Origin of the sequence: Aeromonas sp. QDB34 (assembly GCF_027705405.1) — a bacterium.
In the GTDB taxonomy this organism is placed as follows: domain Bacteria; phylum Pseudomonadota; class Gammaproteobacteria; order Enterobacterales; family Aeromonadaceae; genus Aeromonas; species Aeromonas hydrophila.
In genome coordinates this window covers 392,991-412,802 of sequence record NZ_JAPDBT010000002.1, presented here as the reverse complement: position 1 = coordinate 412,802, position 19,812 = coordinate 392,991, and the positions used below count along the sequence as shown (strand labels likewise).

Below are 19,812 nucleotides of genomic sequence, written 5' to 3'. Positions count from 1 at the left end.
GGTTACCCTTGTGTATGGTATGTTTCCGCCACTGCCACAGTAGGGAGAGCAGATAGTGAAACTCTTGAACGACTTGTTTACCAACAACCGCGAGTGGGCGGAACGGATCAAGGCCGAGGATCCCGAATTCTTTGCTACCCTCTCCGCCCAGCAGGCCCCCGAATACCTCTGGATCGGCTGCTCCGACAGCCGGGTACCCGCCAACCAGCTGATGGGGCTGCTGCCGGGGGACGTGTTCGTCCACCGCAACGTCGCCAACCTGGTGGTACACACCGACTTCAACTGCCTCTCGGTGCTGCAATACGCGGTCGAGGTGCTCAAGGTGAAGCACATCATCGTCTGCGGCCACTACGGTTGTGGCGGTGTCAAGGCGGCGATGCAGAACCAGGAGCTGGGGCTCATCGACAACTGGCTGCGCAACATCAAGGATGTCTACTTCAAGTATCGCGAGCAGCTGGATGCCATCGAGGATGAGCACGAGCGCTTCGACTACCTGTGCGAGCTGAACGTGGCCGAGCAGGTGGCCAACGTCTGCCACACCACCATCATCCAGAACGCCTGGCGCAAGGGGCAGGAGCTGGCGGTACACGGCTGGATCTACGGCATCAAGGACGGTCTGCTGCACGATCTCGATCTCTGCATCAGCGGGCCCGAGCAGATCCCGGACGTCTATCGCGCCTGGCCGGACATGCGTCCGCCCCATCGCCGTCGCTGAGGAGCATTCCGTTGGCACCGGCCCTCTATCTGCAGATCAAGCAGCACATCCTGGACGGGATCCGCGAACGCCACTATCAGGCGGGCGACCGGATCCCGACCGAAGCCGCCCTGTGCGAGCAGTTCGCCGTGAGCCGGATGACGGTCAACAAGGCGCTGCGCGAACTGGTGGCCGAGGGGTGGCTGGTGCGCACCGCCGGCTCCGGCAGCTTCGTGGCGGACAGGCGCACCGAATCGCCGCTGCTGGCCATTCGCAACATCGCCGACGAGATCGCCGAGCGGGGCAGCGAGTACAGTGGCCGGGTGATCCGGCTGCAGCGTCAGGCCGCCGACGAGAAGGTGGCGGTGCAGCTGGGCCTGCGGGTCGGTGCCCCCATCTTCCACAGCCTCATCGTCCACCAGGCCGATGGCGAGCCGCTGCAGCTGGAAGAGCGCTTCGTCGATGCCGAGCGGCTGCCACAGTATGGCGAGCAGGACTTTGCCAGCCAGACCCCCAACCGTTATCTGATGGAGGTCTGCCCCCTCTCCGAGATGGAGCACGTGGTGGAGGCGGTGCTGCCGAGTGCCGGCGAGGCGGGCTTGTTGCAGGTGCGGGTCGACACGCCCTGCCTGCTGCTGCACCGGCGTACCTGGTCAGATGGTTATCTGGTCTCCTATGCCCGTTTGCTGTCGCCCGGCTCCCGCTACAAGTTGAGCTCCAAGACCAGTCTCAACTAATTGTATATACAGATTTTTTTTTGACCAAGCCCGCCTCTGGCGGGCTTTTTTGTGTTTAAGCTCTAATGAACACGCTGTTATCAAGATGTGAACTTGATCCTTTCTTTCCCGTCAGAGATCGGATATAAGTTAATGTATATACATTTAGAGGTCGGTATGAACAAGGAACTGTTGAACTGCGAGCGGGTCTGGCTCAACGTGACACCCGCCACCCTGCGCTCCGATCTGGCCGACTACGGTCTGCTGGAGGCCCATGCCCTCGGCGTTCACGAAGGCCGGATCCACGCCCTGGTGCCGATGCAGGATCTCAAGGGCCCCTATCCCGCCCATTGGCAGGACATGAAGGGCAAGCTGGTCACCCCCGGCCTCATCGATTGCCACACCCACCTCATCTTCGCCGGCAGCCGCGCCGAAGAGTTCGAACTGCGCCAGAAGGGTGTGCCCTATGCGGAGATCGCCCGCAAGGGCGGCGGCATCATCAGCACGGTGCGCGCTACCCGCGCGGCCAGCGAGGATCAGCTGTTTGAGCTGGCGCTGCCGAGGGTGAAATCCCTGATCCGGGAAGGGGTCACCACGGTGGAGATCAAATCCGGCTACGGCCTCACCCTGGCGGACGAGCTCAAGATGCTGCGAGTCGCCCGCCGACTGGGGGAGGCGCTGCCGATCCGGGTCAAGACCACCCTGCTGGCGGCTCATGCGGTGCCGCCGGAGTATCGCGACGATCCCGACTCCTGGGTCGAGACCATCTGCCAGGAGATCATCCCGGCCGCCGCCGAGGCGGGCCTGGCCGATGCGGTGGACGTCTTCTGTGAACACATCGGCTTCTCGCTGGCCCAGACCGAGCAGGTTTATCTGGCGGCGGATCAATACGGTCTGGCGGTGAAAGGGCATATGGATCAGCTCTCCAACCTGGGTGGCAGTACCCTGGCCGCCAACTTCGGCGCCCTCTCGGTGGATCACCTGGAGTACCTGGATCCGGAAGGGATCCAGGCGCTGGCCCATCGTGGCGTGGTGGCCACTCTGCTGCCCACCGCCTTCTACTTCCTCAAGGAGACCAAGCTGCCGCCGGTCGCCGCGCTGCGCAAGGCGGGGGTGCCGATGGCGGTCTCCTCCGACATCAACCCGGGCACGGCTCCCATCGTCTCGTTGCGGATGGCCATGAACATGGCCTGCACCCTGTTCGGCCTGACCCCGGTGGAGGCCATGGCCGGAGTGACCCGCCACGCCGCTCGCGCGCTTGGCGAGCAGGAGCAGCTGGGGCAGCTCAGGGTCGGCATGCTGGCGGACTTTCTGGTCTGGAACTGCGGCCATCCGGCCGAGCTCAGCTACCTCATCGGCGTCGATCAGCTGGTGAGCCGGGTGGTCAATGGCGAGGAGACCCTCCATGGATAAGTTCAACCCGGTCGACATGTCGGTCTGGCAGGGGCGCCAGGATCCGGAAGATGGCGAGCTGGCCCTGCGCTGGCACGACAAGGTACAACCCTGGCCGCAAGCCGGCAGCGCCGCCCCGGGCGTAGCCCTGGTGGGCTTTGCCTGTGACGAGGGGGTGCGCCGCAACAAGGGGCGGGTAGGGGCCGCCGGTGCGCCGTTGGCGATCCGCAAGCGGCTGGCCAACAGCGCCTGGCATCTGGGCCAGCCCGTCTATGACAGCGGTGACGTGCACTGCGAGGATGGCGATCTCGATGCCGCCCATGGCCGCCTAGCCGAACGGGTAGCCCACTTGCTGGGCGAGGGGCACTTCCCGCTGGTATTGGGCGGTGGCCACGAGGTGGCCTTCGGCAGCTGGAGCGGCCTCAATCGTCATCTGGCTGGTCGTGGCCGGGTCGGCATCATCAACTTCGACGCCCACTTTGACCTGCGCATGAAGCTGGAGCAGGCGAGCTCCGGCACTCCCTTCTTCCAGATTGCCGAGCAGTGCGCCGCCCAGGGCTCGCCGTTTACCTACGCCTGTCTCGGGGTGGCCGAGACCGCCAATACCCGGGCGCTGTTCGCGCGCGCCGAGGCGCTGGGAGTGTGGCACGTGCTGGACGAAGCGATGACGCCGGCCGAGCTGCCGGTCTTGCTCAGCGGGCTGAATGCCTTCATCGCCCGCTGCGATCACCTCTATCTGACCATCGATCTCGACGTGCTGCCGGCGGCCGTGATGCCGGGAGTGAGCGCGCCCGCCGCCCGCGGTGTGGAGCTGGCGGTCATCGAACCGCTTATCGCCCATATCCGGGCCAGCGGCAAGCTCAGGCTCGCCGATCTGGCCGAATACAACCCGAGTCTGGATCAGGACAACCGCAGTGCCCGCGTGGCTGCCCGGCTGGTCCATCAGTTAACCAAGTAGCGGCCTGCCACCGGCCGGCCGCCACCCTGCTGCATCGATAAACAAGGAGTGTATATGTCCCAGCAACACCAGGATCCCCGTCATGATCCCAATCGCGTGATCCGCGCCCCGCGCGGCACCACGCTGACCGCCAAGAGCTGGCTCACCGAAGCGCCGCTGCGGATGCTGATGAACAACCTGGATCCGGAAGTGGCCGAGCATCCCCAGTCGCTGGTGGTGTATGGCGGCATCGGCCGTGCCGCCCGCAACTGGGCCTGCTACGACAAGATAGTCGAGGTGCTGACCCGGCTCGAGGAAGACGAGACCCTGCTGGTGCAATCCGGCAAGCCGGTCGGGGTGTTCCAGACCCACAAGGATGCGCCTAGGGTGCTGATCGCCAACTCCAACCTGGTACCCCACTGGGCCAACTGGGAACACTTCAACGAGCTGGATAAGAAAGGCCTGATGATGTACGGCCAGATGACCGCTGGCTCCTGGATCTACATAGGTACTCAGGGGATCGTGCAGGGCACCTACGAAACCTTCTTCGCGGTGGCCAACCAGCACTTCAACGGCGAGCCCAAGGGGCGCTGGATCCTGACCGGCGGGCTCGGCGGCATGGGTGGCGCCCAGCCGCTGGCTGCCACCATGGCTGGCTTCTCGATGATCGCGGTGGAGTGCGACGAGACCCGCATCGATTTTCGTCTGCGTACTCGCTACGTCGACAAGAAGGCCCACAGCCTGGATGAGGCGCTGACCATGATCGAAGAGGCCAAACAGAGCGGCAGCGCCGTCTCCGTCGGTCTGCTCGGCAACGCCGCCGACGTGTTCGCCGAGCTGGTGGCCCGTGGCATCACCCCGGACGTGGTGACCGACCAGACCTCCGCCCACGACCCGGTGCACGGCTACCTGCCCCAGGGCTGGAGCGTGGCCCAGTGGCGCGCGCTGCAAAAATCCGCGCCCCAGGAGGTGAACGTCGCCGCCCGCCACTCCATGGCCCGTCAGGTGGAAGCCATGCTGACCCTGCAAGCCCGCGGTGCCGCCACCCTGGATTACGGCAACAACATCCGCCAGATGGCGCTGGAGGAGGGGGTGAAAAACGCCTTCGACTTCCCCGGCTTCGTCCCGGCCTACATTCGCCCGCTGTTCTGCGAGGGGATTGGCCCGTTCCGCTGGGTGGCGCTCTCCGGCGATCCGGAAGATATCTACAAGACCGACCAGAAGGTGAAGGAGTTGATCCCCGATGATCCTCACCTGCACAACTGGCTCGACATGGCCCGCGAGCGCATCGCCTTCCAGGGCCTGCCGGCGCGGATCTGCTGGGTCGGGGTCAAGGATCGGGTACGCCTCGGCCTGGCCTTCAACGAGATGGTCAAGAATGGCGAGCTGAAAGCCCCCATCGTCATCGGCCGTGATCACCTGGATTCCGGCTCGGTGGCGAGCCCGAACCGCGAGACCGAGTCGATGATGGATGGTTCCGATGCCGTCTCCGACTGGCCGCTGCTCAACGCCCTGCTCAACACGGCCGGCGGCGCGACCTGGGTCTCCCTGCACCACGGCGGTGGGGTCGGCATGGGCTTCTCCCAGCACTCCGGTGTGGTGATCGTCTGCGACGGCACGGATGACGCCGCCAAGCGGGTCGGTCGGGTGCTGCGCAACGACCCGGCCACCGGGGTGATGCGTCACGCCGACGCCGGCTACGAGATTGCCATCAACTGCGCCCACGAGGCGAAACTGGATCTGCCGATGATTGACGGCGCCAACGGTGTCAAAGGAAAGGTGTAACACCATGTTTGAATTGACTATTACCCCGGGCGAGCTGGATCTTGCCACCCTGCGCCGCGTCAGCCGCGAGCCGGTACACGTTTCACTGGATCCCGCCGCTCTGGCCGGGATCCACGCCTCCGCCGCCGTGGTCACCAAGGTGATCGAGCAAAACCGGGTGGTGTACGGCATCAACACCGGCTTTGGCCTGTTGGCCAACACCCGCATTCCGGTGGAGCAGCTGGACGAGCTGCAGCGCTCCATTGTGCTCTCTCATGCGGCGGGGATTGGCGAGTATATGGATGACGCCACCGTGCGGCTGATGATGGTGCTCAAGCTCAACTCGCTGGCGCGCGGCTTCTCCGGCATCCGGCTGGTGGTGCTGGAGGCCCTGATGCGGCTGATCAACGCCGAAGTCTATCCGGTGGTGCCGAAGAAGGGCTCCGTCGGCGCCTCCGGCGATCTGGCGCCGCTGGCCCACATGAGTTGCCTGCTGATTGGTGAAGGCAAGGCCCGCCACGCTGGCGAGCTGATCGATGCCGCCACGGCGCTGAAGATTGCCGGGCTGGAGCCCATCGCGCTGGCACCGAAAGAGGGGCTGGCCCTGCTCAACGGCACCCAGGCGAGTACCGCCTTTGCGCTGGAAGGCTTGTTCCACGCCGAGGATCTCTACGCCGGTGCCATCACCATCGGCGCCATGAGTGTGGAGGCCGCCCTTGGCAGCCGCCGGCCGTTCGATGCCCGCATCCATGCGGTGCGCGGTCAGCGTGGCCAGATTGACGCGGCCGCCTGCTACCGCCACCTGCTGGTGGATGGCAGCGAGATCGGCATGTCCCATCACAATTGCGAGAAGGTGCAGGATCCCTACTCCCTGCGCTGCCAGCCACAGGTGATGGGCGCCTGCCTGACCCAGATCCGCCAGGCCGCCGAGGTGCTGGTGTGCGAGGCCAACGCGGTCTCCGACAACCCGCTGGTGTTTGCCGAGGATGAAGACATCCTCTCCGGCGGCAACTTCCACGCAGAACCCGTGGCCTTCGCCGCCGACAACCTGGCGCTGGCCATCGCCGAGATCGGGTCGCTGTCCGAGCGGCGCATGGCACTGCTGATCGACTCGCGGATGTCCGGTCTGCCGGCCTTCCTGGTCAACAACGGCGGCGTCAACTCCGGTTTCATGATCGCCCAGGTCACCTCGGCGGCGCTCGCCTCCGAGAACAAGACCCTGGCCCATCCGGCCTCGGTGGACAGCCTGCCGACGTCTGCCAACCAGGAGGATCACGTCTCCATGGCGACCTTCGCTGGCCGCCGGCTGGCGGATATGGCGGAGAACACCCGCGGTATTCTAGCGGTGGAACTGCTGGCGGCGGCGCAAGGGCTGGATTTTCGTGCTCCCCTGCGCAGCACCGAGCTCATCGAGCTGGCCAAGGGCCGGCTGCGGGAAGAGGTCAGCTTCTACGACAAGGACAGGTACTTCGCGCCGGACATCGAGGCGGCCGCCGCCCTGCTGGGCCGGGCCAGCTACAACGACCTGATCCCGGCCGGCGTGTTGCCGAGCCTGTAAGCCTTGCTCCCCCTTCTCCCCTGGCGGGAGAAGGGTAGGGGATGAGGGGGAAGCCGCTTCTTTGGCGTCCGTGAGATCCCGGAGCAGATAACAAAAGACCGCCCATCGGGCGGTCTTTTCGTTGCTGGCGCAGGTACGCGGTTATTCGTGCTCGAACATCAGGAACAGGTACACCACGAACAGCACCAGGTGAGTGGCCCCGTGCAGCACATTGGTGCGGCCGCTGCTGAAGGTCACCTTGCATACCATGAGGGTGGTGAACAGCAGCACCATGTCGGCGGCGGAGAGGCCCAGGCGCACCTCCTGTCCCAGCATGGCGCCGATGAACAGCACCGCAGGCACGGTGAGGGCGATGGTGGCCAGCACCGAGCCGAAGTAGAGGTTCATGGCCCGCTGCAGCTGATTGTTGAAGGCCGCCTTGATGGCGCCGACCGCTTCGGGGGCCAGCACGATACAGGCGACGATGAAGCCACCCAGCGCCGGTGGCGCCGCCAGTACCTTGACCCCGTGGTTGATGGGAATGGCCAGGGTCTTGGCCAGCAGGATCACCACCACCAGATAGGCGAGCAGCAACAGGGTGTGGTAGACGTTGCTCTGCAGCGGGCCGTGGTGCTCTTCGTAGTCTTCGTGATCGCTGTCGATGAAGAAGTGGCTGTGGCTGCGGGTCTGGATCAGCAGGAAGACGCCGTAGAGCAGCACCGAGATGATGATGAGCATCCAGGACATGGCGCTCGACATGCTGCCGATGTTGCCCCCTTCGGTGAAGTTGGGCAGCACCAGGCAGAGCAGCGCCAGCGGAATGATGGCCACCAGATAGGATTTGACCCCGTCCAGATTGAAGCTCTGGGTGTGGTAGCGCCAGCCGCCGAACAGCAGGGTGAAGCCCACCAGGCCGTTGGTCACCAGCATCACCACGGCAAACATGGTGTCGCGGGCCATCACCGGATTGGGTTCGCCGGTCAGCATGACCGAGGAGATCATCACCACTTCCAGCGAGATGACCGACAGGGTGAGGATCAGGGTGCCAAAAGGCTCGCCAAGCTTGATGGCAAGGGCATCCGAGTGGCGCACCACCGAGAAGATGGCCCAGGTGACGATGGCAAGCAGCACCGCCGAGACAGGAAGATAAATCCCGAGCGGAGTGGCCTCTGTCAGCAGGTCGCTGCCGAGCGTCTTGAAAAAGAGCAGGGTGAGCAGGCCAACGGGCAGGGCAATCTCTTGCCGGATAAATGACTTCATAGGCAATGGTTCTCATCATCAGGGCGGCGTGAGCCGACGGGTAAGGAACAGGGTGGCGGCGCCACACGAGGTGGCGCGCCTGTTCATGATAAAGGGAGTTGTCCGCTCAAGGGAAAATCATTTTGTTGCTCATTTTGTTGCAAGATATGAGCGGCCGGCCTCGGTAGTGTGGCTCACCGCTCGCCCGTGTGGTTCTGATACCAGGCCAGCAGCCAGATCTTCAGCTTGGTCAGCGCCATGGGCTGTGCATAGACATAGCCCTGGATCAGGTGCACACCGCGTTGGCCAAGGTAATCCACTTGAGACTGACGCTCGACCCCTTCGGCGATCATCTCCATGCCCGATTCGCGGCCGAAGGCGATGGTGGCATCCAGCACGCTGCGCTTGAGGTCGTCGGTGCCTATGGTGTCGACGAACATTTTGTCGATCTTGATCTGGCGGATGCCGAGCCGCTGCAGGTAGGCGAAGCCGCCGTAACCGGTACCGAAGTCATCCAGCTTGAAGTGGTAGCCCTGCTGCTGCAGGGCGCCGATTTCGGCGATCGCGGTCTCGATGTCGGTGATGGGCTTGCGCTCGGTCAGCTCGAAGGTGAGCTGGGCGGGGGAGGGCCAGCCGTGTAGCAGCAGCAGGTTGCGCAGGTGCGGGTGCTCGAGGTGGGCGGCCACTATGTTGACGCTGACCCACTGGCCGGGGGCGAGTCTGGGCAGATCCGCGATCACCTTCTCCAGCAGCTGGCTGGTCATCGGCAGGATCAGTTGCTGCTCCTCTGCATAGTCGATGAAGGCGCCGGGCGGGATCAGGCCGCCGCCCCGCTGCCAGCGCAGCAGCGCCTCGAAGCCCACCACCTGCTGGCTGCGGCTGTCGACCACGGGTTGATAGAAGGGCACGAACTCCCGTCGTGCCAGCCCGGCCTGCAGCAACCCCTTGAGCGAACGCCGGTAGTTGCGCAGCCCCCAGTAGGCGGCGACCAGCAGGGCCCCGACCGCCGCGCCGCCCCAGAGCCCGTAGTGGCGGGCCTGCTGCTGGGCGTAGCGCTCGAGCGCCTCGCCCGCCCACAGGGTTTGCCGGATCTGCTCATTGGGGTCGAGGAAACTGAGGCTGAGGCTCTGGCTGCCGCTCTCCTGCTTGATGGCGCTGTCGCCGCGAGGGAAGGTCGGGCTGGCGACTCCCGGCTGCTGCTGGCTGAACTCCAGATAGAAGCAGTTGCGGCAGGGGTACTGCAGCAGGGCGTGGCTCCAGCTGTTGCTCAGCACCCAGTAGACGATGTTGCCGCCGATGCGGTAGTAGGCGACCAGCTCCTGCTCGGTGTGAAAGCGGGCCATGGTGGCGGCGATCCCGAACTGCTCCTGGCTGGGGTAGGGCGGCAGTTCGGCCGGGGTGAAGGGCAGGTCTACCCCCAGGCTGGAGCAGCCGCCACCGGCGGCGAGCATGATCCCCTGGATGCGGATGTGGCTGTTGTAAAAGCGGGGATCCCGCAGCAGCGCCATGTCCTGCTCACCGCAGTCGAAGCGAAACTGGGTCAGCTGGCTGCGGATGCTCTCATCCAGCGCCCGATGGCGTTCCGCCAGGGCGGCTTCGATCTCCGTCTTCTTCTCCTGCAGCAGCTGGTGGGCCAGCGGGCTGCCGAGCAGCTGGCTGAGGGGCAGGCTGGCCAGCAGGGGCAGGCAGAACAGCAACAGAGTGAGCCAGAGGGGGGAGATGGGTCGCAAGGGATACCTGCCTGATGAACGAATGGGATGCATATGAGAGGCATCATCATAGTGCATTAGCTGCATCGATTTGAGCGGAGGCGATCACACTTGTGCAGCAGATTTATAATCTGCTGATAAATAATGGTTTTATAAAATCGACTGCTGAAGATTCAATCGCTGACCTGTCATAAATGACAATTGTCCAGCTTATCTGAAGTGGCTAGAGTAGCCGTGCGGTTTGACTCACCGTGTGTTCAATACTCCTGTATCTGTTTTTTGTCAGTAGCACAGAGTGTTAGTTTTGATATGAGTGTTTCTTTTGGTCCCCTTTGTGGGACCATTTTTCTGCCCGCCGTTCAGCCAGTGCGCTGAGTTTCCTCCCGTTTCTTCCCGTCATCCGTCATTTTTTGGCCGTCACCCCGCCCGGGGCTTGGTGTTCTCGTACCGGTTTGGGTATGCTCGCCCGCTTAATTCCAGAAGCGGGATCTTCGTCCATAGGCGCGCTTCGAGGTTGGCTGATACGATGAAGCCACATGGATGTTGTCGGGCATACGGAAAGGCACATGAAACTGACCACTCAGCTTGTCTCGTTTATTACCCTGTGTGTCATTGCGGCCATGGCCATGGTGCTGCTTGGCGGGGTGTTCAGCTTTCGTGAGCTGGGCATGGAGATGCAACAGAAGAAGGTCAACTCGCTGGTCGAGATCATCGACAAGCAGCTGGAGGTGGCCGACGATCATCAGGATCTGACCCGCTGGCTGCCGACCCTGCTGCGCTCGGCCCACGTGGTGGAGCTGGAGATCCGCCAGGACAAGCAGCGGATTTACTGGTTTCGTGACGTACAGCAGCCGACCGACGAGAGCCTGCTGATCCCCTATCACCAGCCCATGCCCCATCAGCCGGGCATGCAGGCCGACTTCAAGCTGGAGCGGCCGTTCAAGGAGTTCGAGTACTCCATCAAGGCGATGTCCGGCATCTCCCTTGGCGTCTTCATCGTGGTGTTCGGCCTCTGGTACTCCATTCGCTGGCTGCGATTGCAGTTGCGGGGAGCCGAGCTGCTGGCCGAGCGCGCCCAGCTGATCCTCGACAACAAGCTCACCAAGCTGGCCCACGATCCGGCCGATGAGTGGCCGCAGCCGGCCAGCCAGGCCCTCGACTATCTGCTGGCCGAGCTGGCGGATGCCCGCAAGGAGCGTAGCCGCTTCGACAACTTCATCCGCAGCAACGCCTTCGTCGACAAGATGACTGGCATCGGTAACCGGCTGTTCTTCGACAACCGGCTGGAGAGCGCCATCATGGAGGCGAGCGTGATGAGCGGTGGCGTGCTGCTGATCGAGCTGGCCGGCCTGGAGGAGCTGGATCCCGAGCTGAACGGCCGCCAGAGCCAGGATCTGCTGATGGAGGCGAGCGCCTCCATCGCCGCCTTCGTGCGCAAGCACAACGGTGCCCTGCAGGCCCGCTATGCCGGCCAGGTGTTTGCCGTGCTGCTGCCCAACATGTCGGAAAGCGAGATGGTGGATGGCGCCGGCCAGCTGCACAAGAGCCTGCAGCGACTGCACTGGCCCGAGGCGGTCAATCCAGATACCGCCGTCTATCTCGGCGCCGTCTGCTATCAGGCCGAGGATTCCCTGCTCAAGGTGCAGGAGGAGGCGGAGCTGGCGCTCAAGAGCGCGCGGCTGCAGGGCCACACCGGCTGGTTCCTCTACGAGAAACAGCTGGACGAGGAGCAGAGCAGCAAGGGCACGGTGCGCTGGCGCACCCTGATCGGCCGGCGCATTGAAGAGCACGGCATCGATTTTTATGTGCAACCGGTGCAGCAGGAGCGGGATCAGGTGGTATTGCAGCAGGATCTGCTGATCCGGATCCACGACGAGCAGGGGCGGGAGCTGCAGGCCGGCGTCTTCATGCCGATGGCGGAGAAGGCGGGGCTGTTGCTGCCGCTGGATCGGTTGGTGGCGGAGCAGACCCTCGGCCTGCTGCGCCAGCGCTCCGAACAGAGCTGCCCCATCAGCCTGACCCTCTGCGCCCAGAGCCTGCTGCACCGGGAGTTCCAGCGCTGGCTGTTCTTCGACCTGTTCCAGCTGCCGCGCAGCACCAACGAGCGCTTGATCCTGCAACTCTCCGAGGCTCAGGTCACCCGCCACTACGAGGCGCTCAAGCGGCCGCTGCGGGCGCTGCGCATGCTGGGCTGCCAGCTGGCCATCGATCACGCCGGCCAGGATGTGGTGAGCACCCAGTACATCAAGGAGTTCGAGATCAACTTCCTCAAGCTGCACCCCAGCCTGGTGCGCGAGATCCATACCCGCCAGGTCAACCAGATGGCGGTGCGCAGCCTGGTGGGAGGCTGTGCCAACACCCGCACCCGGGTCATCGCTGTGGGGGTGGAGAGCGGCGACGAGTGGAAGATGCTGCGTCACCTCGGGGTGCACGCCGGGCAGGGCCCCTGGTTCGCCGAGCCGGAGCGGCTGGTGCTGGAGCCGGCCGGCGCCTGATGGATGCAAGAGAGGGTCGCCTGGGCGACCCTCTCTTTCTGTGGTTCAGCGCCGGTATTGCGCCCGGCACGCCGTCACAGGCGCCCCTGCTCCCTCAGCCCCGCCAGCCCCTGCATGCCACCGGTGTGGATGAAGACGATCTTGCTGCCGCGCGGGATGCGGCCTGCCGCCAGCTCGCGAAACAGCCCCCACATGGCCTTGCCGCTGTAGATGGGCTCCAGCGGCAGGCCCGTCTCGGCGCTGAAGGCCTGCACCCATTGCCAGAGTGCCGGACTGAATTTGGCATAGCCGCCGTCGTGGTGATCCAGCGCGATCCGCCAGCCGGGCGTGTCGGCGGCGGCGGGATGGAGTCGGCGCACCTCGTCGGCAATGAAGCTCCCCCCCTTGAGTACCGCGATGGCGAGGATCTGCTGCGGTGCCCGCTTGCCGGCGATGAGCCCGGCCAGGGTGCCGCCGCTGGCGCAGGGCAGCACCCAGAGATCCGGCGAGAAGGGCACTTCATCGACCAGCTCGGCCACCCCGGGAATGGCCAGCGGGCTGCTGCCCCCTTCCGGCACTATCAGGGTCTCTTCATCCTCGAATTGGGCCAGCCAGGCGGGATCCTGCCGCCGCCGGTAGCTTTGACGGTCGACAAAAACGAGATCCATGCCCCAGCCTTTTGCAGCGCTCAGAGTGCAGTTGCTGACGGCTTCCGGCTCCCCGCGTATGATGCCGGTAATGCGCAGGCCAGATTGGCACCCCGCCGCCGCCAGGGCATGGATGTGATTGGAGTAGGCGCCGCCAAACGAGAGCAGATGGCGTTTGCCCTGCTCTCTGGCATGCAGCAGGTGGTACTTGAGCTTGCGCCACTTGTTGCCCGAGATGGCGGGGTGGATCAGATCGTCCCGTTTGCACCAGAGCTGGACTCCATGGGCACTCAGCAGCGGGTGCGAGACAGCTTGCAGCGGCGAGGGCAACAGGGCGGGCTGCAGGGGCGGCAGCGCCATCGGGGGCGAGTGGGGTGACAATGAGTAATCGGTCATTTATCTGGAGGCTAATGCTCTGTTTATGCTAAGGTTTAATCCGTTTTGGGCAGCCAGGTGCGGGTTTCAATGAAACAACTTTTCAGACGTTCGACCCCCAGCCGTCAGGTAGGACTCCTGCTGGCCAGCGATCGGATCATGCTGGCTTCGCTCGGCAACCCGCCTATCTTCGCCACCCGCGCCATCAATGGCCCGCAAGAGTGGCCTCAGGCCATGGCCGAGCTGTTCAGCCGCCACGGCCTCGCCAAGTCTAAGGTGCGAGTCGCCCTCGCGGCCAGCCTTTATCAACAGGTCCAGATCGACAAGCCCGCCGTCCCCGATGCCGAAATGGCCGGTGCCCTGCCTTGGGCGATCAAGGATTACGTCAGTGAATCCGTGCTGCAGCTCGCCATGGATTATGTGGATCTGCCCACCCCGCCGGCGGGCCGGCCGCGCATCAACGTGATCTGCGTGCCCAAGGCGCGGGTGCAGCAGCTGGCGGATGCGGTCAACGGCATCGCCAGCCTGGACGCTATCGTCAGCGACGAGCTGGCGATGACCGCGCTGTACGAGCCGGATCAGACGGTGCGCATGCTGTTGTGGCAGCCAAAGGGGCAGGATCTGCAACTGCTGGTGTTCCATCAGGGGGGGCTCTGCTTCTCCCGCCAGTTGCGCGGTTTCGGCGCCCTCACCGGCGAGCATGATCCTGACGCCATGCTGCTCGATTCGCTGGCGCTGGAGATCCAGCGCTCTCTCGACTATCTGGTGGGCCAGCTCAAACTGCCGGAACTCGGCCAGATGCAGCTCGCCATCGCCTCGCCCTTCATCGGTACTCTGGTGCGCCACATGGAGCAGACCTTCGGCTTTGCCGTCTCTGCCATGGCCAACAAGGCGATCCTGTCCGGCGTGGAATATCTCTCGGCTTATGCCGCCGCTCTGGGGGAGGATGCCTGATGAAACGCCAGATCAACCTCTACGGCGCCGAGTTTCGGCCCAGACGACAGTGGGCCAGCCTCAACCAGATGGCGCTGGTATGGGGCGGCAGCGTGCTGTTGCTGCTGTGCGCCGCCGGCGTCATCGCTTGGCAGCAACACGCTGTCGAGCGCGAGCTGGTGCAGGTGCGGGCGGCGCTGGAGATCAAGCGTGGCGAGGCGCAGCGGCTGGATGCCGAGCTGGCCCGTCACCAGGCCGATGGCCTGCTGCAACAGCAGCTTGTCACCAAGCAGGAGGAGCTGACCGCCAAGCAGGGCCTGATGCGGCAGCTGGGCAGCCTGGCGCTGCAAAAATCCCAGGGCTATGCCGGGCTGATGGCCGATCTCTCCCGTATCCGCGATCCGCAGCTCTCCTTGCAGCGGATCGAGATCGCCGACGGCTACGTCAACCTGTCCGGCTTCGCCGGGCGCAGCCAGGATGTGCCGGCCTGGGTCAACCGTTTCAAGCAGACCCCGTCGCTGGCGGGCAAGCAGTTTGGTGAGCTGACGTTAAGCCGTGACAAGGAGGGCCGGCTGGCCTTCCAGCTCAGCGGCATCGAGCGGGAGAAGCCCTGATGAGCCTGAAAGAGCAGTGGCAGGCCTGGGCCGACAAGATCACCGCCCTCAGCCAGCGCGAGCGGGTACTGATCCTGCTGACCGGGGTGGTCGTGGTCGGCGCCGTTGCCATCTATGGCTGGCTGGATGGGGCCGCGGTGCGGCTGGAGCAGGAGCGGCTGGCGCTGAGCACTGCCCAGCGGGATCTGGAGATCATGGATCTCGAGAACCAGGGCAAGCAGGCCAAACTGGCGCGAGATCCGGATCTGCATGTACGTACCCAGCTGGCGCAGCTGGATGGCGAGCTGGGCAAGCTGGACGCCGAACTCAAGGCCCAGACGGTGGATCTGATCCAGGCCCACGAGATGCCGGCCGTGCTGGAGGCCCTGCTGTCGCGCTCCGCCAATCTGCACATGGTGGCACTCACTTCGCTGACGCCGGAGCCGCTGATGGCGGGCGAGCAGCGCATCAACCTGTTCAAGCACGGCATCCGGCTCAAGCTGGAGGGCGGCTATTTCGATGTGTATCAGTATCTCAAGGCGCTGGAGGGGCTGCCGCGCCACTTCTACTGGAAGCAGTTTGACTACCAGGTGCAGGAGTATCCCAAGGCAGTGGTAGAGATGGAGATCTACACCCTCAGCACCAGCAAGGAGTTTATCCGTGGCTAGATGGTTCCCCCTGTGGGTGTGTCTGTTCAGTCTGCTGGCCCAGGCGCAGCCCGAGCTGTTGCAGGACCCCACCGCCCCTTTGAGCGGCGCGACCAGCGGCGCCAGTGCAACCGGCCAGCGCGAGGCCGGTCTGCCCAGGCTGCAGAGCATCATGCTGGGCAACGGCCCGGCACTGGCGGTGCTCAACGGCAGCAGTTATCGGGTCGGCCAGCAGGTCGACGGTTATCGCGTGGTGGCCATAGGCGCAGATGCCGTGGTGCTGGAGAAGGGGGGCAAGCGCCAGTCGCTGACCCTGTTTGCCAGCAAGGTCCGGATCTGAACGCGCTCCACCCGGGATGGGCGGAGCCAGGTTTGTCGAGTTTAATTGCAAGTCAGGGTGCACTTATTACATGAAAAAACATCATCTCTGCCTGATCTCCGCCGCCGTGCTGACGGCAGGCTGTACCAGCTACCGGCACCCCGAACCCGTGCAGGCCAAGGACGCACTCAGGCATGCCATGACCGAGCAGAACAAGGGCGGGGCGCTGACCAGTGTACCCAAGTCGGTACAGAGCGAACTGCTGCAGCTCAATCGTCCGCCCCAGGCCATCAGCATGCCGGAACCGCGGCTGCGCATTGCTGCCCACGACGTGGATGCGGTGGAGTTTTTCGGCTCCCTGTTCAAGGGCTCCCGCTACAGCGTGGCGGTACACCCCGGGGTGGCCGGCCAGATCTCGGTCGAGCTCAAGGACGTGACCCTGACCGAAGTGCTGGCGGTGGTGGGTGACATGTACGGCTTCGACGTGCAGCGCAAGGGCAACGTGTTCCACGTCTATCCGGCCGGGCTGCGCACCGAGACCATCCCGGTCAACTACCTGATGATGTCCCGGCGCGGTCTCTCCCGCACCTCGGTCAGCACCGGCGGGGTGGCCTCTAACGACAACAACAGCAGCAATAACAACAACTTCGATAACGCCAACAACAACACCAACAACAGTACCAGCAACCGCTCTTCCAACGGCAACTCGAACAGCGACAGCAACGGCACCCGCATCGAGACCGACACCAACAGCGACTACTGGACCGATCTGCGCGACACCCTGCAGACCCTGATCGGTAGCGGCGACGGCCGCGCCGTCATCACCAGCCCGCAGGCGGGCCTGGTGACCATCCGGGCCTATCCGAAGGAGCTCAAGGCGGTGCGCGAGTTCCTCAATCAGTCAGAGAGCCACTTGAAGCGTCAGGTGGTGCTGGAGGCGCGGATCCTGGAGGTGTCCCTCAACGAGGGTTACGAGCAGGGGGTGGACTGGAGCGGTCTCTCCGCCAGCTGGGATGGCAACAAGGGCATTACCGGCGGTGGTTCGCTGACACCGAGCACGATTGCCAACACCCCGAACCAGATCTTCAGCGCCCTGGGTGGCGGGGCCGGCTTCAAGATTTCCGATGGCAACTTCAACGTGGCGGTCAACCTGCTCAAGACCCAGGGGGACGTGAATACCCTCTCCAGCCCGCGGGTGACGGCGACCAACAACCAGAAGGCGGTGATCAAGGTGGGGACCGACGAGTATTTCGTCACCAACGCCTCCACCACGACCACAACCTCAGGCACATCGGCACCGATAGTCACGCCCAATGTAGAGCTGACTCCCTTCTTCTCCGGCATCGCGCTGGACGTAACGCCGCAGATCGACGAAGAGGGCAAGGTGCTGCTGCATATTCACCCCTCCGTCATCGACACCGAAGAGCAGAAGAAAACCATCGATGTCGGCACGGCGGACCCCTTGATCCTGCCGTTGGCCAAGAGCTCGATCCGCGAGTCCGATACCGTGGTACAGGCCAACAATGGCGACATCATCGTCATCGGCGGCCTGATGAAGACCGACAAGCAGGAGATCGTCAGCAAGGTGCCGCTGTTGGGGGACATTCCCTGGGTCGGCGAGGCTTTCACCAACCGCCGCGAAAGCGCCAAGAAGGTGGAGCTGGTGATCCTGCTCAAGCCGACCGTGGTGGAGAAGGACACCTGGCAGAACGAACTGCAGCGCTCCTCCGAGCTGCTCGACAAATGGTATCCGCCCAAGGGCTGAGTCATGATCCTGGACCGGTTTGACCACGTGCCGGGGGCCATCACGGGCTCCCGGGCAGAGATGGCAGGTGATTGCCCATGTACCTGAACCACTTCGGTTTGCAGGAGGCTCCCTTCGGCCTCACCCCCAACACCGGTTTCTATTACGGGCTGCCCCCGCACGAGGAGGCGCTGCAGGTGCTCAACTGGGCGCTGGCGCAGGGGGAGGGCTTCATCAAGGTGACCGGCGAGGTCGGCACCGGCAAGACCCTGCTCTGCCGCAAGCTGCTGAGCGAACTGGGCTCCGAGGAGCGGCCAGTGCGTCTGGCCTGGTTGCCCAACCCCCATCTCAACCCAGCCGAGCTGCGCATCGCCCTGGCGCTGGAGCTGGGACTGGCGGTGCGGGATCAGAGCGAGCTGGATCTGACCGATCGCATCCATCGCCACCTGATCGCCCTGCATCAGCAGGGAAGCCGGGTGGTGGTGCTGATCGACGAGGCGCAGGCGCTGCCGGACGAGACGCTGGAGGCAATCCGGCTGTTCGGCAACCTGGAGACCGAATCGAGCAAGTTGCTGCAGATCGTGCTGTTCGGCCAGCCCGAGCTGGACGCCAGGCTGGCCAAGCCCCATCTGCGCCAGCTGCGCCAGCGGATCGGCTTCTCCTACTGCCTGCGGCCGCTGCGTTTCGATGAAACCCGGGCCTACCTGGAGCACAGATTGCAGATTTCCGGTTATCGCGGGGCCCCGCTGTTTGGCGGCCGGGCGCTGCGCCAGCTGTGGCGCGCCTCGCGCGGCATTCCGCGACTCATCAACATACTGGCGCAGAAGTGCCTGATGCTGGCCTATGGCCAGGGGGCGCGCCAGATCGATAGCCGGCTGGTGTGGCTGGCCGTGCGCGACACCGACGATGCCCGCCGCTTCGTGGCGCGGCGCTGGTGGCCTCTCGTGCTGCTGCTGGGCTGCGCCCTCGCCTATGGAGTCTGGCAATGAGCGTGATCAATCAGATGCTCAAGGATCTGGAACAGCGCCAGCAGGGGGGCGAGGGGGCCGTCTATGTGCCACCGGTTCGCCAGCAGGGCTGGTGGATGCTGCTGCTGACCCTGATCTGCGGGCTGGCTCTCGGCATTCTGGGCTGGCGCACCTGGATCTACTGGCAGCAGAGCCAGCGGGTCGTCGAGGCCCGCCAGCTGCAGGCGGCCGGCGAGCTCAAACCGGACGCCATCGCCCGTGCGGTTCCCGCAGTGGTGCCGGCCAGTGCAGAACAGGAGCCGGTGGATCAGGTGGTGGCGCTGCCGACTCCGCGTCACCTTGCCGCTCCGCCTACCGCCGAGCCGCAGCAGGCGCAGGAGAGTGCTGCCGATGAGGCAGACGTGGCTGCCATCGATGAGGAGGGGCCGAGCGACGAGGAGCTGCAACCCGACCTCTATGCCGAGCTCGCGGCGGAGCAGGAGGCCCCTGCGGCCGCGCCGCGCAAGCCCGGCGTGCTCAAGATAGAGACGGTCAACCTCTCCGAGGCCGAACTGGCCACCCTGGCCGAGCGCAAGGCCACCACCGCCATGGCCAAGGGACAGCTGCGCGATGCCCAGGACAACTACTATCAGGTGCTGGCCCACGACCCGCGCAATCAGGGGGCTCGCGAGCAGCTGGCGGGCCTGCTCTACGGCGAGGGTCGGCTGAGCGAGGCGAGCCAGTTGCTGGAAGAGGGGCTCAGATTCGATCCCGAACAGGCCGATTTCCGGCTGCTGCTGGCGCGGCTCGCCATCAGCGGTGGCGATCAGCTCAAGGCGCTCGGCTGGTTGACCGGCCATCGACCGGATTTGGCCAGCAATCTGGATTATTACGCCACCTGGGCCGGGCTCAGCCAGGAGCTGGGTCAGCATGCCGAGGCGGCGGATCTTTACGTGAAATTGTTGCGCCAGCAGCCGGATCAGGGCCGCTGGTGGCTCGGGCTCGGCGTGGCCGAAGATGGCCAGGGCCACAGCCAGCGGGCTCTGGATGCCTATCGCAATGCCCAGTTGCACGGCAACCTGGGCGAGGCGTCGACCAGCTGGCTCGAACAACGGATTGCCCAGCTTGCCCCCTGACGGGCGGCC

General features: G+C 64.5%; 17 protein-coding genes. 14 read left to right on the top strand and 3 right to left on the bottom strand.

Annotation, left to right across the window (positions count from 1 at the left end):
• Positions 1-55: 55 nt before the first annotated feature.
• The 6 genes from can (at position 56) to hutH (ending at position 7,061) form a co-directional block, all read left to right on the top strand.
• On the top strand, positions 56-715 hold the full coding sequence (gene can / locus OKC29_RS05765; protein ID WP_005308055.1) for a carbonate dehydratase: 660 nt from the start codon (positions 56-58) through the stop codon (positions 713-715).
• An 11-nt stretch (positions 716-726) separates the two neighbouring features.
• Complete coding sequence (gene hutC, locus OKC29_RS05760) at positions 727-1,431, top strand: histidine utilization repressor (RefSeq protein WP_024945621.1); 705 nt, start codon at positions 727-729, stop codon at positions 1,429-1,431.
• A gap of 156 nt (positions 1,432-1,587) precedes the next feature.
• On the top strand, positions 1,588-2,823 hold the full coding sequence (hutI, locus tag OKC29_RS05755; RefSeq protein ID WP_162275568.1) for an imidazolonepropionase: 1,236 nt from the start codon (positions 1,588-1,590) through the stop codon (positions 2,821-2,823).
• Positions 2,816-3,760, top strand: a complete 945-nt coding sequence (gene hutG / locus OKC29_RS05750) for a formimidoylglutamase (protein WP_073348688.1) — start codon at positions 2,816-2,818, stop codon at positions 3,758-3,760. Before hutI ends, hutG begins: the two co-directional genes overlap by 8 nt.
• A 54-nt stretch (positions 3,761-3,814) precedes the next feature.
• Positions 3,815-5,524, top strand: coding sequence for a urocanate hydratase (gene hutU, locus OKC29_RS05745; protein ID WP_073348689.1), 1,710 nt, complete (start codon positions 3,815-3,817; stop codon positions 5,522-5,524).
• A gap of 4 nt (positions 5,525-5,528) precedes the next feature.
• Entirely contained in the window at positions 5,529-7,061 is a 1,533-nt protein-coding gene (gene hutH / locus OKC29_RS05740; protein WP_041216117.1) for a histidine ammonia-lyase, read from the top strand.
• A gap of 141 nt (positions 7,062-7,202) precedes the next feature.
• Here the strand turns inward: hutH and OKC29_RS05735 are convergent, their stop codons facing one another.
• Together OKC29_RS05735 and OKC29_RS05730 are read right to left on the bottom strand one after the other, a co-directional pair.
• Complete coding sequence (locus tag OKC29_RS05735; protein WP_017408799.1) at positions 7,203-8,300, bottom strand: calcium:proton antiporter; 1,098 nt, start codon at positions 8,298-8,300, stop codon at positions 7,203-7,205.
• A gap of 173 nt (positions 8,301-8,473) precedes the next feature.
• The gene (locus OKC29_RS05730) at positions 8,474-10,009 is read right to left on the bottom strand and encodes an EAL domain-containing protein (protein WP_162275569.1); all 1,536 of its coding nucleotides are present in this window, start codon (positions 10,007-10,009) and stop codon (positions 8,474-8,476) included.
• Between the two features lie 545 nt (positions 10,010-10,554).
• Here OKC29_RS05730 and OKC29_RS05725 point away from each other — a divergent pair.
• Positions 10,555-12,483: an RNase E specificity factor CsrD gene (locus OKC29_RS05725; RefSeq protein ID WP_039212856.1), complete on the top strand. Its 1,929-nt coding sequence runs from the start codon at positions 10,555-10,557 to the stop codon at positions 12,481-12,483.
• 74 nt (positions 12,484-12,557) lie between these two features.
• Here the strand turns inward: OKC29_RS05725 and OKC29_RS05720 are convergent, their stop codons facing one another.
• Positions 12,558-13,505: a 1-aminocyclopropane-1-carboxylate deaminase/D-cysteine desulfhydrase gene (locus OKC29_RS05720; protein WP_073348690.1), complete on the bottom strand. Its 948-nt coding sequence runs from the start codon at positions 13,503-13,505 to the stop codon at positions 12,558-12,560.
• 69 nt (positions 13,506-13,574) lie between these two features.
• On the opposite strand from OKC29_RS05720, the gene mshI reads away from it, so the two are divergent.
• The 7 genes from mshI (at position 13,575) to mshN (ending at position 19,803) form a co-directional block, all read left to right on the top strand.
• Positions 13,575-14,438, top strand: a complete 864-nt coding sequence (gene mshI / locus OKC29_RS05715; RefSeq protein WP_073348691.1) for an MSHA fimbrial biogenesis protein MshI — start codon at positions 13,575-13,577, stop codon at positions 14,436-14,438.
• Complete coding sequence (gene mshI1 / locus OKC29_RS05710) at positions 14,438-15,031, top strand: MSHA fimbrial biogenesis protein MshI1 (protein WP_045528781.1); 594 nt, start codon at positions 14,438-14,440, stop codon at positions 15,029-15,031. The genes mshI and mshI1 overlap by 1 nt, the downstream gene beginning before the upstream one ends.
• Positions 15,031-15,678 carry an MSHA fimbrial biogenesis protein MshJ gene (gene mshJ / locus OKC29_RS05705; RefSeq protein ID WP_073348692.1) on the top strand — a complete coding sequence of 216 codons (648 nt, stop codon included), beginning with the start codon at positions 15,031-15,033 and terminating at the stop codon, positions 15,676-15,678. Before mshI1 ends, mshJ begins: the two co-directional genes overlap by 1 nt.
• Positions 15,671-15,997 carry an MSHA fimbrial biogenesis protein MshK gene (mshK, locus tag OKC29_RS05700; RefSeq protein ID WP_073348693.1) on the top strand — a complete coding sequence of 109 codons (327 nt, stop codon included), beginning with the start codon at positions 15,671-15,673 and terminating at the stop codon, positions 15,995-15,997. The genes mshJ and mshK overlap by 8 nt, the downstream gene beginning before the upstream one ends.
• A gap of 70 nt (positions 15,998-16,067) precedes the next feature.
• Complete coding sequence (mshL, locus tag OKC29_RS05695; protein ID WP_073348694.1) at positions 16,068-17,741, top strand: pilus (MSHA type) biogenesis protein MshL; 1,674 nt, start codon at positions 16,068-16,070, stop codon at positions 17,739-17,741.
• A gap of 77 nt (positions 17,742-17,818) precedes the next feature.
• A complete protein-coding gene (gene mshM, locus OKC29_RS05690) occupies positions 17,819-18,709 on the top strand; it encodes an MSHA fimbrial biogenesis protein MshM (protein WP_073348695.1) in 891 nt (296 codons plus the stop codon).
• Positions 18,706-19,803, top strand: a complete 1,098-nt coding sequence (gene mshN / locus OKC29_RS05685) for an MSHA fimbrial biogenesis protein MshN (RefSeq protein ID WP_162275570.1) — start codon at positions 18,706-18,708, stop codon at positions 19,801-19,803. The genes mshM and mshN overlap by 4 nt, the downstream gene beginning before the upstream one ends.
• Positions 19,804-19,812 lie beyond the last annotated feature (9 nt).